Origin of the sequence: Rhizobium leguminosarum (genome assembly GCF_010668065.1) — a bacterium.
Lineage (GTDB): Bacteria > Pseudomonadota > Alphaproteobacteria > Rhizobiales > Rhizobiaceae > Rhizobium > Rhizobium leguminosarum_S.
This window is the reverse complement of record NZ_WUEN01000010.1, coordinates 70,684-84,207: the sequence shown is the minus strand read 5'-3', so window position 1 is coordinate 84,207 and position 13,524 is coordinate 70,684. Positions and strand designations below refer to the sequence as shown.

Below are 13,524 nucleotides of genomic sequence, written 5' to 3'. Positions count from 1 at the left end.
AAGGCAATTATATCAGTTTGACGACGGAACTGTGACAGTCAATCGGCCGGTTCCGAATTTCCCAATTCATTCAATACTTCGGCAGCAAGAGACCGGGTGATTTTCGTGCCCCGCGACAGGGCCAGCCGGTCAAGCCTTTCGACGATTGTCTGGGCCGCGTTCAGCGACCGCTCCATCCTGACAACGATATAGAGCACGAGTTTGTCATCTATATAAAGCTGCCGGTCGGCGAAGAGCTTGACGATCACCTGCGACAACAGCGCCTCATCGGGTTCGCCGATCTCGACGACGGTTGCCGCTTTCAGGCGCGAGCGCAGATCGGGCAGCAAAACCGGCCACGACATCGGCCAGAGACGGCTGGTGATCAACAGGCTGGTGCCGTTTTCGCGGACGCTGTTGATGACGTGGAAGAGCGCATTGTCGTCGAAGCCGAGGCGGTCGGCGTCCTCGAACAGCACCGGGCCGGCAGCGGCGGCAACCGCAGCGTCCGAGCCAAGCTCGGGATGGATATCGACGGCGCCGCTCAATTCCCGCCAGATGCGGGCGAGATGCGATTTTCCCGAACCGACGGGGCCGGCGAGCACGACGACCGGCGATGGCCATGCCGGCCAGGCATCGACGATCGAAACGGCGGCGGCGAGACGCTCCGAGATCAGGAGGTCGTCGCGCCCGCTTGCGGCATCGTGCGAAAAGACCAGCGGCAGCTGCTCTCCGGCCTTGCGCTTCGGATCGGCGTTTTTCACGTCATTCATTGGGAACTGATTTCGTCTTCCGGGCGCGGCCACTGGGCGACCCGCCAAAATAAAGATCGCTCTGAAGGTAGCGTGAAAGCGCGAAACGGACAAGGACGCCGACGGCCGCCGCCGCCGGCACGGCAACCAGAAGCCCGACGAAACCGAAGAGCGCGCCGAAGGCAAAGAGCGCAAACATCAGCCAGACCGGATGCAGGCCGACGCTGGAGCCGACGAGCTTCGGCTGCAGAATGTTGCCTTCCAGGAACTGACCGCTGAAGAAGACGACGAGCACCAGGCCGATCCAGGGATAATCGGGCCAGAACTGCACAAGCGCCACGCCGACGGCCAGCACGAGGCCAACCATCGAGCCGACATAGGGAATGAAGCTGATCATGCCGGCGAAGAGGCCGATCAGCAGGCCGAAATTCAGCCCGACGAGAGAGAGGCCGGCGGCATAATAGATGCCGAGGATAAGGCAGAGCGAGCCCTGGCCACGGATGAAGCCGGCAATCGCCTGGTCGATCTCCTTGGCGATCTGGCGAACATCGCTGACATAATCGCGCGGGATCCACTGATCGACCTTGGCGACCATGCGGTCCCAATCGAGCAGGATGTAGAAGGCGACGACGGGGGTGACGACGAGAAGCGATATGACGTCGACGATCGCCTTTCCGGAATTCCAGATCTGCGCAAAGAGCCCGGTTAGGAACCCCATCCCCTCCGACAGGATGCCCGAGAGATTGTCCTTGATCGTGCCCATCTGGTTCTCGACCCAGTCCGGCAGCAGCGAATTCTGCGCCTGCGCGATGAACTGCTGTAATTGGCTGATATAACCCGGCAGACGTTGAGCGAAATCGTTGAACTGGCTGATCAGCACCGGAATGAGGATCATCAGCGCCAGCGCGAAGACGATGACGAAGGCAACGAGAATGCCGATGGTCGCCATCATGCGGCTCAGACCCAGGCGCTCCAGCCGGTCGGCCACCGGATCGAGGAAATAGGCGATCGCCATGCCGGCGATGAAGGGCAACAGGATCGAGCTGAAGACATAAAGGAAGGCGATAAAAAAGACGAGCGCCGCCAGCCAGAAGAAGATCTGACGCTTGAGAATGTTCCCACTGACTTGCTGTGGCATTGCCTTCCCCGCTGATCGCTCGCCGCCGCCGAACGCCGCATGCGATCCGAAGCGGCCATTCAGCACATAGGATGCAGGCGCAAAGATGGTCAACCCTGTCGCGCCAAATCCCGGAAAGGCCGGAAGAAGACGCGGGAAATTGGGGGCTTTCGCCATGCGGCGCTTGCATAAAAGCCCCTGTCATGCAATTGCGACCGGCAGATGACGCGGCACGTTTGCCGCCTGAAATAGCCATCGGAGACCAGCATGAGCCAGTCTGGGAAAAACGGCCTGACATATAGCGATGCGGGCGTCGATATCGATGCCGGCAACCTCCTCGTCGAGAAGATCAAGCCGGCGGTGCGCTCGACCCGCCGTCCCGGCGCCGACGGCGAGATCGGCGGCTTCGGCGGGCTTTTCGACCTCAAGGCGGCAGGCTTTACTGATCCGGTTCTCGTCGCTGCCAATGACGGCGTCGGCACCAAGCTGAAGATCGCGATCGATGCCGACTATCACGACACCGTCGGCATCGACCTCGTCGCCATGTGCGTCAACGATCTCGTGGTACAGGGCGCAGAGCCGCTGTTCTTCCTCGATTATTTCGCGACCGGCAAGCTCGACCCCGACCAGGGTGCGGCCATCGTCGGCGGCATTGCCGCCGGTTGCCGCGAGGCGGGCTGCGCGCTGATCGGCGGCGAGACGGCCGAAATGCCCGGCATGTATTCCTCCGGCGATTACGATCTCGCGGGCTTTGCCGTCGGTGCTGCCGAACGCGGCAAGCTCCTGCCATCAGGCGATATTGCCGAGGGTGACGTGATCCTCGGCCTCGCCTCCTCCGGCGTCCATTCCAATGGCTTCTCGCTGGTGCGCAAGATCGTCGAATTGTCCGGCCTCGACTGGGATGCACCGGCGCCGTTTGCCGAAGACAAGAAGCTTGGCGAAGCCCTGCTCGAGCCGACCCGCATCTATGTGAAGCCGCTTCTGAAGGCGATCCGCGAGACCGGCGCCATCAAGGCGCTGGCGCACATCACCGGCGGCGGCTTCCCCGAAAATATTCCGCGCGTGCTGCCGAAGCATCTGGCGGCCGAGATCGATCTTGCCGCCGTCAAGGTACCGGCGGTATTCTCCTGGCTCGCCAAGACGGGCGGCGTCGAAGCCAAGGAAATGCTGCGCACCTTCAACTGCGGCGTCGGCATGATCGCCGTCGTTGCCGGTGAGGATGTCGCGACGGTTTCCGCGGCACTCGAAGCCGAGGGCGAGAAGGTTATCACGCTCGGCCGCATGATCGCCCGCGAAGAAGGCGCTGCCGGCACGGTCTACAAGGGCACGCTTACCATATGAGCTCGCCGCGCAAACGCGCCGTCGTCTTCATATCAGGCAGCGGCTCCAACATGATGGCGCTGGTTGCGGCGGCAAAGGCAGCCGACTATCCGGCCGAGATCGTCGGGGTGATCTCCGACAAGGCGGATGCCGGCGGGCTTGCCAAGGCCGCCGCCGAAGGCATCGCCACCTTCGCTTTTCCCCGCAAGGACTACGCCAGCAAGGATGCGCATGAGGCGGCGATCTTTTCGGCGCTCGACGAGCTTAAACCCGATATTCTTTGCCTGGCAGGCTACATGCGGCTGCTGACGGCGACATTCATCCAGCGTTACGAAGGCCGGATGCTCAACATCCACCCTTCCCTGCTGCCGCTGTTTCCCGGCCTGCATACGCATCAGCGGGCCATCGACGCCGGCATGCGGATCGCCGGCTGCACCGTGCATTTCGTCACCGAAGGCATGGATGAGGGGCCGGTGATCGGCCAGGCGGCCGTGCCGGTTCTTTCCGGTGACACGGCCGAAAGCCTTGCCGCGCGTGTGCTCACCATCGAACACCAGATCTATCCACAAGCGCTGCGGCTCTTTGCCGAAGGCCGTGTGACGATGGAAGGCGGCAAGGCCGTCGGCGCGGAGGCTTCGACCGCCGCACCCAAGACCCAGCTTATTTCGCTGATCGGCGACCGCGCTTAAGCTGCCAGCGCCCGCAAAGGATGCAGCGTGCCGTCGCTGTAGACGAAGCGGCCGGCGCGGAAGGTGGCGCGGATGCGATTGATATCACCCGGCTCGACCACGACCAGATCGGCGCGCTGGCCGATGGCGATCTCGCCGCGATCCGACAGACCGGCCGAGCGGGCCGCATTGCCGGTCGCCATGGCAACGGCTGCCGGCAGGCCGCCTTCCAGCATATCGGCAAGCTTGAAGATGCCGGGCACGAAGGCAGCCGGATGATAATCGGCGGCGATGATGCTCAGTAGGCCGGCCCTTGCGGCATCGAGCGCGCTGAGATTACCCGACATCGACTGGCCGCGCAGTGCATTCGGCGCGCCCATCAGCGTCCAGAGGCCACGACGGCGCGCCTCCTCCGCCGCAGGTGCGGTGACCGGAAACTCGCTGATGGTGACGCCGAGATCGTGCATTTCGGCGACTTTTTCGACGCTGTCATCGTCATGCGAGGCAAGCGACAGCCTGTGCTTCAGCGACAGCGCAACGATCTCCTTCAGCTTGGCGTCGATGTCAGGATTGCTGCGCATGGCGATGCGCTTGGCGACGATCTCCGCCGCCATTTCCTCGGAGATGGCGCGGCGCTCGGAAATGCTGAGAATATAGCTCTGCAGATTGTTGTACTGGCCCTGGCCCGGCGTGTGGTCGGTGAGCGAGACCATGTCGATCTGGTCGGCATTCAGCAGGCGTTCGAGTGCGGGCGCTGCGCCGACATTGGTGATCTCGTAGCGGGCGTGGATGCGGTGGTCGATCAGCAGGTCGTCGCGCAGGCGGTTGATACCCTCGATCACCGCAGACGTCGTCTCCAGCGAGCGGACGTGGCCGTAGACGCTTTCGGTCGCGAAGGAGACGGCGGCAAACGCCGTCGTGACACCGGCGGCGGCAAGCTTCTTGTCGAGTTCGTGGATGCCGAAATCGATCGGCATCGTCGCGTTCGGCCGCGGGGCGATTTCGCGCTCGATCATATCGCCGTGCAGATCGACGAAGCCCGGCATCAGCAGCCGTCCGCCGCCGTCGATGGCAGCACCGGCGACCGGCTCCGGCCTGATCTCGGCGATGGCGCCATCCTCAACACGCACGGAACCTTCACTCACCACCTCGTTTGGGAGAACGAGGGTGAAATTGCTGAGCCACATGGGCTTTCTCCTGACCGCATCCGATGATTGACAAACCGCAGCGGATAGAACCGCTTCGTGACAGTCGTATGAAATTTTGCGCCGTATCACCTTGAAGCGGAAACTTGCGCTTTGGAAATGATCCGACGCGCCCGCCTCGCAGATTCACGCCGTCAGATTTGCCCTGTTCAACAAAGCCCATTGCAGAAGCACGATCGTCTTGACGTCGAAGATCTCGCCGGTTTCGATCATCGTCGCCGCATCGTCGAGCGGGATCTCGAGAACTTCGATATCCTCGTGTTCCTCGTCCAAGCCGCCACCTTCAGCCACGCGATCGGCGGTGTCGATGAGGGCTGCGAAGAAATGCACGACTTCGGTGACGGCACCCGGCGAAGTATAGGATTTGAACAGGAAGCGCGCATCGCGCAGGCGATAGCCGGTCTCCTCCATCGCCTCGCGACGGATTGCCGCTTCTGGATGGTCGTCATCGAGAAGGCCGGCCGGCACCTCGATCATCCAGGCGGGATCGCCGTTGAGATGAACGGCGAGGCGGAATTGGCGGACGAGAACGACGAGGTCGCGCTTGGGATCATAAAGCAGGATGCAGGCGGCCGGCGTGCGGTGGTAGACTTCCCGCTTCAACCGTTGGGTTGCGCCCTTGCGGTCGATATAGTCGAGGAGGTAGCTGCTCAACCGCGTCCACCCATTCGACAGGGTTTCCTCGCTGGCGATCTTCACGCGTGATTTCGGCTGCATCATGCTGCGTCCCTGCGAAGCCAGACCTTGTTGTCGTGCACGGCCGCCCCGCCATAAGGCGCGACGGGGTCGGCGCCGGTCAAGATGTTGATGCCCTCGCCGTCGACATGCGCCTTGTTCGGCCAAAGCCCCTCGGCAATCAGCACGCCGGATTTCACTTCGGTCGTGATGCGGGCGTGGATGCGCAGATCGCCGCGGCTATTGCCGATGCGGACGAGATCGCCATGGCCGATGCCGTTGGCTTCGGCATCGGCCGGATTGATCATCACCTCGGGGCGGCCTTCCTTCTGGCGAGAGGTCTTGGTCTCGGAGAAGCTCGAATTCAGGAAGTTGCGCGCCGGCGACGTGGCGAGGCGGAAGGGATGCTCGATATCGGCGACTTCGATGACATCGACCTGATCGGGGAAGGCCGGAAGCGCGGCGTGCGGCCCAAGCGCGCCGATCGCCGCCGGCGGCTTGTTCGGCGCCGGCTGATTGATCCAGTCCGGGCGGAAATGGAATTTGCCATCCGGATGGGCAAAGCCGTTCAGGTAATGCGCTTCCTCAAAAGCAGGCTGGCGATCGAACCATTTATGTTCGAGGAAATGATCGTAATCCGGTAGGCCGCTCGATTCGAGGATGCGATCGACCATCTCGCGGGCGGTGAAGCCGAAGCCGGGGCGATCGGCGACCCCGAGGCGTTTGGCCAGTTCCTCGATGACGAAGAGATTGGTGCGCACGGTTGGCGGCGGCTCGACCAGTTTCGGTCCCAGCAGGATATGGTTCTGGCCGCCGGCGCGGTAGATGTCGTCGTGCTCGACGAACATCGTCGCGGGAATGACGATATCGGCGATCTCGGCCGTTTCGGTCATGAACTGCTCGTGCACGGCGACGAAGAGGTCGTCACGGGCAAAGCCGCGTCTGACGAGGCGCTGCTCGGGGGCGATGTTTGCTGGATTGGTGTTCTGGATCAGCATTGCCGTCACCGGACCGCGGTGGCGCAGCGCCACGGCATCGCCGGTCAGCACGCGGCCGAGCTGCGACTGGTCGAGCATGCGGATATGGGCATCCTTCATCGACCGGCCGGTCAGTTCGGCACTGTTCATGCGGAAGATATCGCTGTTCGAATGGAAGGCGCCGCCGCCCTCATATTGCCAGGAGCCGAGAACGGTGGCGATCGAGGCGGCCGCATGCATGGCGACCGCGCCGTTGCGCTGGCGGGTGAAGCCGTAACCCAGGCGGAAGAAGGTCTTCTTCGTCGTGCCGACGAGGCTGGCGAAGGCTTCGATCTCCTCGACCGAAAGGCCGGTGATAGCGGCGGCCCATTGCGGCGTCTTGGTTTTCAGATGCGCTTCGAGACCGGCGGGATCATCGGCGTATCTCGCCATGTATTCGCGGTCGGCGTAACCGTCGCGGAAGGCGATGTGCATGACGGCGCAGGCGAGCGCGGCGTCGGTGCCCGGCCTGACGATCAGCGCCATGTCGGCCTGCTTCATCGTCGGATTGTCGTAAATGTCGATGACGACGATCTTCGCGCCGCGCTCCTTGCGCGACCTGATGGCGTGGGTCATCACGTTGATCTGGGTCGACACCGCGTTGGTGCCCCAGATGACGACGCAATCGGTGCGGCCCATTTCGCGCGGATCGGGACCGCGCAGCGTGCCGGTCGCCATGGTGAAGCCGGTCCAGGCGGGGTTGGTGCAGATCGAGGAGAAGAAGCCGGAGTAACGCTTGGCATGACGCAGGCGATCGATGGAATCGCGCTGCACCCAGCCCATGGTACCGGCGTAGAAATAGGGCCAGATCGCCTCGCTGCCGTCCCTTGCCTCGGACTTCACAAAGGCTTCGGCGATCTCATCCAGCGCATCGTCCCAGGAAATCTGCTGCCACTGCCCTGCCCCCTTGGCACCGGCGCGGCGTAGAGGATGCATCAGACGGTCGGGATGGTAGAGCCGCTCGGCATAACGGGCGACCTTGGCGCAGATGACACCCGACGTGTAGGAATGGTCATTGGCGCCGCGCACACGGCCTATGCGGCCATCCTCCGATATCTCGACCTCCAGCGCGCAGGTGGAGGGACAGTCATGCGGACAGGCGGTGTGGCCTACCCTATTCTCCGGCTTCGATGATTTGGCGTGGATGGGGGTCGCAATGTTCATGGCATTTGTATATTCCAAGGCTTGCACGGCCAAAAGCCACAAAAATTTCCCATGACGCGAATTCATACGGACATCAGCGAAAATGAACTACCGCCACATCTATCACGCGGGCAACTTTGCCGATGTGCTGAAACATGTCGTGCTGACGCGGCTGATCCGTTACATGCAGAAAAAGGATGGCGGGTTCCGCGTGCTCGATACGCATGCCGGCATCGGGCTCTACGACCTTTCCTTGGAAGAAGCGCAGAAAACCGGCGAATGGCTCGATGGCATCGGCAAGCTGATGGAGGCAGACCTCGGCCCTCAGGTTTCCGAACTGCTGGAGCCCTATCTCGCGGCAATCCGCGAACTCAATCCTCAGGGCGGCATCCGCTTCTATCCGGGATCGCCGAAACTTGCGCGCATGCTGTTCCGGCCGCAGGACCGGCTGTCGGCGATGGAACTGCACCCCGAGGATTATGTCAGGCTGCACCGGCTGTTCGAGGGCGATCACCATGCCCGCATCACCGAACTCGACGGCTGGCTGGCGCTCGGCGCGCATCTGCCGCCGAAGGAGAAGCGCGGCATCGTCCTCGTCGATCCGCCCTTCGAGGAGGACGACGAATATCAGCGGCTGGCCGAGGGACTGGAAAAAGCCTACCGCCGCTTTCCCGGCGGCACCTATTGCCTGTGGTATCCGCTGAAAAAGGGCGCGCCGATCAAGGAATTCCACGAGACGCTGCAGGCGCTCGACATCCCGAAAATGCTCTGCGCCGAACTCGCCGTTCGCAGCGACCGCGGCATTACGGGACTGACGGGCTCAGGCCTCGTCATCGTCAACCCGCCCTTCACGCTGAAGGATGAGTTGCACCAATTGCTGCCCGCATTGAAGGACCATCTGGCGCAAGACCGTTTTGCCTCGCACCGCGCCTTCTGGCTGCGCGGCGAGAACAAGGCGGTCAAGGACGATTGACCGGGCAACTACAGCGCCGCGCGTCCTTTCAGACGCGCAAAGGACGCTGTAGCACTTTGAATTTGCGCATAATACTTTCCGAAAATCGATTCCGATTTTCGGGGTTATGCGCTAGCTTCGGGAATAGTCCGCGCCGCAGCTCCACAATCTCATCAGGTGTCCCATGAAGCTCCTTTGTTCGCCCGCCTCACCCTATTCCAACAAGGTGCGGATGGCCGCGCATTTTCTAGGCCTGGAGTTGAACGCCATCCGGGTCGACACCAATACCGGACCTGCGATCCTGGTGGACAACAATCCGCTCGGCAAGATCCCGACGCTGCTGACCGATGACGAGGTCTCGATATACGATAGCGTGGCGATCATGCATTATTTCGACCGGCTGACGAAGGGCGGGCTCTACCCTTCCAAGAAGGGCAAGCGCACGGATGTGGAAATCCTCGAGGCGCTCTGCGACGGCATCTGCGATTGCCTGCTGGCGATCGTCTACGAGCGGCGCTTCCGCGACAAGGAAAAGGTCCATCAGCCGTGGATAGACCGGCAGTGGAAGAAGGCGACGAGCGGGCTCGCTCATCTCAGCGCCAATCCGCCGAAAACAGGCAAGAAGCTCAATGGCGGACATTTCGCGCTGGCGGCGACGCTCGATTATCTCGAACTGCGCTTCAAGGACCAGTGGGAAGCCGATCATGCGCCGCTGATCGACTGGCAGCGGCAGTTCGACAAGAAATTCCCGGCCCACGGCGAGCTCAAGTCTGAGGGCTGAGCGGGCTCAGCGTCTGGAGCAACGAGCGGACAGCAAAAAGCCGGGCGACGTGCCCGGCTTTTCCATGTTCGGATATTCAACCCGCTTAGAACTTGACGCCGATACCGAGCTTGACGCTGTTCTCGTCGTAACCGCGCGAGAAGCTGCCGGAGTCGAGGTCGTAATCCTTGCTCTGGTAGTCGGTGTAGCGATATTCGAGGCGCGTCGTGATGTTGTTGGTCACGAAGGCTTCGACGCCGGCGCCGACCGTATAGCCGAAGTTCGTCTTGCTTTCGTCCGAAGTGTCGTCGGAAACCTTGACGTCGCCGATGGCAAGACCGGCCGTGCCGTAGAGCAGGAAGGGGTTCATGTCGTAGCCGACGCGGCCACGGACGGAGCCGTTCCAACCATACTTGTTCTTGACGCCGCCCGAGGAAACGTCGTCGCCGCTGTAGCCGAGATCGGATTCAACGCCGTAGACGATCTGGCCCGCCTGCCAGTTGTAGCCGGTGAAGACCTGACCACCGAAACCATAGGTGTGACGGTCGGAACCGAAGTCACCCATGTTGTAGGTGCCGGCGCCGCCGAGGTAGAAACCTTCCCAGTTGCCTGCCGGCTTGACTGGAGCGTCCTGGGCGACCGGTGCTTCCGGAACCTGGTCGACGGCATCAGCCGCCTGAGCTGCCGAGACGCCCGCAATTGCAAAAACGGAGGCCATGAGGCCAGCAATGAGTACACGCATACTTAGTCTCCTTTCAGTCCCGCGCCGCTTGTCATCTGTCTATCAGTGAAGCATTGGCGGGATATTGCCAGATGTCCCTTCCGGATCGAGACTGAAATTGGAACTCAAATGCGGATTTGAAAGAGCCAAATTGTGATATCATTGTGGCTGCCGCATGGCTGAAATTCGATGTTGCTTTAACGCAACATACACTTCATTAACCCTACTGAAGTGTTAAATCCACAATACTTATTTTAAGAAATCGCATTCTTAAATAATACATAGAATATCCAGCTCCCGGACGCAACCGCAACGGCCTATTTATATAATCTCCGTCGGCGCCTATATAGTCTGCAGACAGACTCGCGGGATCAGAAGGCAAGATTTTGAAGCACAAAGGACTTCGCTCGGCCCTTATAACAGGGGCGGCTAAAAGAATAGGCCGGGCAATTGCCGAAGACCTTGCTGCAAATGGCTTTTCCGTTGCGATCCACGCGAACGGCTCCATCGGCGAGGCCGAAGAGCTGGTGGCGGAATTGCGGCGGAAGGGATATCGAGCGACCGCCCTGCAGGCAGACCTCACCGATATCGGCGAAACGGGCGAGCTCATTACAAGGGCGTCGGAAGCGCTCGGGCCGCTCGATCTGCTCGTCAATAATGCGTCGGTCTTCCAGCATGATTCAGCGCGTAGTTTCAATGCCGCCACCTGGGCATTGCACTTCGACCTGCATGTCCGTGCGCCCTCTATCCTTGCGGCGGCCTTCGCGCAGCAGATGCCCGCTGAGGCAGCGGGGCTGATCGTCAATATCATCGACCAGCGGGTCTGGGCGCTGAGACCCAGCTTCTATTCCTATACCCTCTCCAAATCCGCGCTGTGGACGGCAACGCAGACGCTTGCACAGGCATTGGCGCCACGCATCCGCGTCAATGCAATCGGCCCCGGCCCCTCAATGCCGAGCGAGCGGCAGGCGATGGAGGACTTCCAAGCGCAGGTCTCAGCCCTTATCTTGCAGCGAGGGCCGGCGCTGGAGGAATTCGGACAAACGATTCGCTTCCTTTACGACACGCCCTCGATCACCGGCCAGATGATTGCCCTCGACGGCGGCCAGCACCTCGCCTGGCAGACGCCCGATGTGGCGGAGATTACGGAATGAACGGACGAAAGCTGCCGGATGGCGGCGTTCTCTACGACGATACGGAAGAGAGCGAAGACGATATCGAAGTTGAAGGCGACGCTTCCGTCGCCGCGCCGCTTGCGGCTGCAGTCGACTGGAATGCGGGCAGCCTCAATGAAACCGGGCTTCTCGGCGCGGAACTGATCGGCGAATTCGTCAAGCGGCTGCCGAACAGCCCCGGCGTCTACCGCATGTTCAATGCCGAGGGCGATGTGCTCTATGTCGGCAAGGCGCGCAGCCTGAAGAAACGCGTCAACAACTACGCCGTCGGCCGTGTGCATTCCAACCGCATCGCCCAGATGGTGCGCCAGACGGCGAATATGGAATTCGTGACGACGCGCACGGAAACCGAAGCGCTGCTGCTGGAAGCGAATCTGATCAAGCGCTTGCGGCCGCGCTTTAACGTGCTTTTGCGCGACGACAAGTCCTTTCCCTATATCCTCATCACCGGCGACCACCGGGCGCCTGCCATTTTCAAGCATCGCGGTGCGAGAGCGCGAAAGGGCGACTATTTCGGACCCTTCGCTTCGGCCGGCGCGGTCGGGCGGACGATCAACTCGCTGCAGCGCGCCTTCCTGATCCGCACCTGCACCGACAGCGTCTTCGAAACGCGCACGCGGCCCTGCCTGCTCTACCAGATCAAGCGCTGTTCCGGGCCGTGCACCCACGAGGTCAGCGATGGGGGGTACGGCGAACTGGTGCAGGAGGCGAAGGACTTCCTGTCCGGCAAGAGCCAGAAGGTGAAGTCGCATATGGCCGAGGCGATGAACCAGGCGGCCGAGGACCTCGATTTCGAGCGGGCGGCGATCTATCGTGATCGCCTGGCCGCACTTTCGCATGTGCAGAGCCATCAGGGCATCAATCCGGCCGGCGTCGAGGAGGCTGACGTTTTCGCCATCCACCATGAGGGCGGCATCTCCTGCATCCAGGTGTTTTTCTTCCGCACCGGCCAGAACTGGGGCAACCGCGCCTATTTCCCGAAGGCCGATCCGCAGCTTTCGAGCGCCGAAGTGCTGAATTCCTTCCTCGCGCAGTTCTACGACGACAAGCCGGTGCCGAAGCAGATCATGCTGTCGCAGACGGTGGAGGAGCTGGAGTTGCTCGCCGCAGCACTCAGCGAAAAGGCCGGCCACAAGGTTTCCATCCTGGTGCCGCAACGCGGCGAGAAGCGGGATCTGGTCGACCATGTCGTCGGCAATGCACGCGAGGCGCATGGGCGAAAGCTTGCCGAGACGGCGTCGCAGTCGCGGCTGCTCGAAGGTTTCAAGGAAACGTTCGGGCTTGCCTATGCACCGCAGCGCATCGAGATCTACGACAACTCGCATATCATGGGCACCAATGCCGTCGGCGGCATGGTGGTCGCGGGGCCGGAAGGTTTCGTCAAGAACCAGTACCGCAAGTTCAACATCAAATCGACCGACATCACCCCCGGCGACGACTTCGGCATGATGAAGGAGGTGATGACGCGGCGTTTCTCGCGGCTGATCAAGGAGGACGGCATTCCTGACCGGACGGCGCAGGTGGCCACGCCCGACGCTGCCGACATGCCCTTCCCGACCTGGCCCGATGTGATCCTCATCGACGGCGGCCAGGGGCAGATGACGGCGGTGCGCGCCATCCTTGCCGAACTCGGCATCACCGACAGCGTGACGGCGATCGGCATCGCCAAGGGCGTCGACCGCGATGCCGGGCGCGAGCGCTTCTTCCCGCCGGGGCGCGAGAGCTTCACGCTGCCGCCGCGCGATCCGGTGCTCTACTTCGTCCAGCGCATGCGTGACGAGGCGCATCGTTTCGCGATCGGCTCGCACCGGGCACGCCGCAAGAAGGAAATGATCAAGAACCCGCTCGACGAGATCGGCGGCATCGGCCCGTCGCGCAAACGCGCGCTGCTCCAGCATTTCGGAACGGCGAAGGCGGTTTCGCGCGCCGCCCTGTCCGACCTGATGGCGGTGGAAGGCATATCGGAAGCCGTCGCCAGGCAGGTCTATAACCATTTCCATGACGACGCCGCGAAATAACCGGCGTCCGTCGCAAATTCCAC

General features: G+C 61.9%; 12 protein-coding genes. 6 read left to right on the top strand and 6 right to left on the bottom strand.

The features are described 5' to 3' along the window. Window positions 1–38: 38 nt before the first annotated feature. Together hdaA and GR198_RS24440 are read right to left on the bottom strand one after the other, a co-directional pair. The gene (gene hdaA / locus GR198_RS24445) at window positions 39–752 is read right to left on the bottom strand and encodes a DnaA regulatory inactivator HdaA (RefSeq protein WP_029872928.1); all 714 of its coding nucleotides are present in this window, start codon (window positions 750–752) and stop codon (window positions 39–41) included. After that, window positions 745–1,869 carry an AI-2E family transporter gene (locus GR198_RS24440; RefSeq protein ID WP_029872929.1) on the bottom strand — a complete coding sequence of 375 codons (1,125 nt, stop codon included), beginning with the start codon at window positions 1,867–1,869 and terminating at the stop codon, window positions 745–747. The genes hdaA and GR198_RS24440 overlap by 8 nt, the downstream gene beginning before the upstream one ends. 246 nt (window positions 1,870–2,115) lie before the next feature. On the opposite strand from GR198_RS24440, the gene purM reads away from it, so the two are divergent. Both purM and purN read left to right on the top strand, forming a co-directional pair. Further along, a complete protein-coding gene (purM, locus tag GR198_RS24435; protein ID WP_029872930.1) occupies window positions 2,116–3,189 on the top strand; it encodes a phosphoribosylformylglycinamidine cyclo-ligase in 1,074 nt (357 codons plus the stop codon). Next, a complete protein-coding gene (purN, locus tag GR198_RS24430) occupies window positions 3,186–3,857 on the top strand; it encodes a phosphoribosylglycinamide formyltransferase (RefSeq protein ID WP_029872931.1) in 672 nt (223 codons plus the stop codon). The genes purM and purN overlap by 4 nt, the downstream gene beginning before the upstream one ends. Here the strand turns inward: purN and GR198_RS24425 are convergent. The 3 genes from GR198_RS24425 to GR198_RS24415 all read right to left on the bottom strand — a co-directional run bounded on the left by GR198_RS24425 (window position 3,854) and on the right by GR198_RS24415 (window position 7,962). Further along, window positions 3,854–5,023, bottom strand: a complete 1,170-nt coding sequence (locus GR198_RS24425) for an alpha-D-ribose 1-methylphosphonate 5-triphosphate diphosphatase (RefSeq protein ID WP_029872932.1) — start codon at window positions 5,021–5,023, stop codon at window positions 3,854–3,856. The genes purN and GR198_RS24425 overlap by 4 nt on opposite strands. A 144-nt stretch (window positions 5,024–5,167) precedes the next feature. Then, window positions 5,168–5,761, bottom strand: a complete 594-nt coding sequence (locus tag GR198_RS24420; protein WP_029872933.1) for an NUDIX domain-containing protein — start codon at window positions 5,759–5,761, stop codon at window positions 5,168–5,170. Continuing rightward, on the bottom strand, window positions 5,758–7,962 hold the full coding sequence (locus GR198_RS24415; RefSeq protein ID WP_029872934.1) for a molybdopterin oxidoreductase family protein: 2,205 nt from the start codon (window positions 7,960–7,962) through the stop codon (window positions 5,758–5,760). The genes GR198_RS24420 and GR198_RS24415 overlap by 4 nt, the downstream gene beginning before the upstream one ends. A 16-nt stretch (window positions 7,963–7,978) precedes the next feature. On the opposite strand from GR198_RS24415, the gene GR198_RS24410 reads away from it, so the two are divergent. Next, entirely contained in the window at window positions 7,979–8,848 is an 870-nt protein-coding gene (locus tag GR198_RS24410; RefSeq protein WP_029872935.1) for a 23S rRNA (adenine(2030)-N(6))-methyltransferase RlmJ, read from the top strand. Window positions 8,849–9,011: 163 nt separating this feature from the next. Continuing rightward, window positions 9,012–9,608 carry a glutathione S-transferase gene (locus tag GR198_RS24405; protein ID WP_029872936.1) on the top strand — a complete coding sequence of 199 codons (597 nt, stop codon included), beginning with the start codon at window positions 9,012–9,014 and terminating at the stop codon, window positions 9,606–9,608. Between the two features lie 85 nt (window positions 9,609–9,693). Here the strand turns inward: GR198_RS24405 and GR198_RS24400 are convergent, their stop codons facing one another. Next, window positions 9,694–10,329, bottom strand: a complete 636-nt coding sequence (locus tag GR198_RS24400) for an outer membrane protein (RefSeq protein WP_025570209.1) — start codon at window positions 10,327–10,329, stop codon at window positions 9,694–9,696. A gap of 365 nt (window positions 10,330–10,694) precedes the next feature. Here GR198_RS24400 and GR198_RS24395 point away from each other — a divergent pair, with 365 nt between their 5' ends. Both GR198_RS24395 and uvrC read left to right on the top strand, forming a co-directional pair. Then, window positions 10,695–11,462, top strand: a complete 768-nt coding sequence (locus tag GR198_RS24395; protein ID WP_029872937.1) for an SDR family oxidoreductase — start codon at window positions 10,695–10,697, stop codon at window positions 11,460–11,462. Continuing rightward, entirely contained in the window at window positions 11,459–13,501 is a 2,043-nt protein-coding gene (gene uvrC / locus GR198_RS24390; RefSeq protein ID WP_029872938.1) for an excinuclease ABC subunit UvrC, read from the top strand. Before GR198_RS24395 ends, uvrC begins: the two co-directional genes overlap by 4 nt. Window positions 13,502–13,524: the final 23 nt, after the last annotated feature.

What these genes read in the sequence shown, in the direction of transcription:
- GR198_RS24415 (WP_029872934.1), bottom strand. Translation starts at nt 7,962, where the DNA reads ATGAATTCGCGTCATGGGAAATTTTTGTGGCTTTTGGCCGTGCAAGCC.
- GR198_RS24405 (WP_029872936.1), top strand. Translation starts at nt 9,012, where the DNA reads ATGAAGCTCCTTTGTTCGCCCGCCTCACCCTATTCCAACAAGGTGCGG.
- purN (WP_029872931.1), top strand. Translation starts at nt 3,186, where the DNA reads ATGAGCTCGCCGCGCAAACGCGCCGTCGTCTTCATATCAGGCAGCGGC.
- GR198_RS24400 (WP_025570209.1), bottom strand. Translation starts at nt 10,329, where the DNA reads ATGCGTGTACTCATTGCTGGCCTCATGGCCTCCGTTTTTGCAATTGCG.
- purM (WP_029872930.1), top strand. Translation starts at nt 2,116, where the DNA reads ATGAGCCAGTCTGGGAAAAACGGCCTGACATATAGCGATGCGGGCGTC.
- hdaA (WP_029872928.1), bottom strand. Translation starts at nt 752, where the DNA reads ATGAATGACGTGAAAAACGCCGATCCGAAGCGCAAGGCCGGAGAGCAG.
- uvrC (WP_029872938.1), top strand. Translation starts at nt 11,459, where the DNA reads ATGAACGGACGAAAGCTGCCGGATGGCGGCGTTCTCTACGACGATACG.
- GR198_RS24440 (WP_029872929.1), bottom strand. Translation starts at nt 1,869, where the DNA reads ATGCCACAGCAAGTCAGTGGGAACATTCTCAAGCGTCAGATCTTCTTC.
- GR198_RS24410 (WP_029872935.1), top strand. Translation starts at nt 7,979, where the DNA reads ATGAACTACCGCCACATCTATCACGCGGGCAACTTTGCCGATGTGCTG.
- GR198_RS24420 (WP_029872933.1), bottom strand. Translation starts at nt 5,761, where the DNA reads ATGATGCAGCCGAAATCACGCGTGAAGATCGCCAGCGAGGAAACCCTG.
- GR198_RS24425 (WP_029872932.1), bottom strand. Translation starts at nt 5,023, where the DNA reads ATGTGGCTCAGCAATTTCACCCTCGTTCTCCCAAACGAGGTGGTGAGT.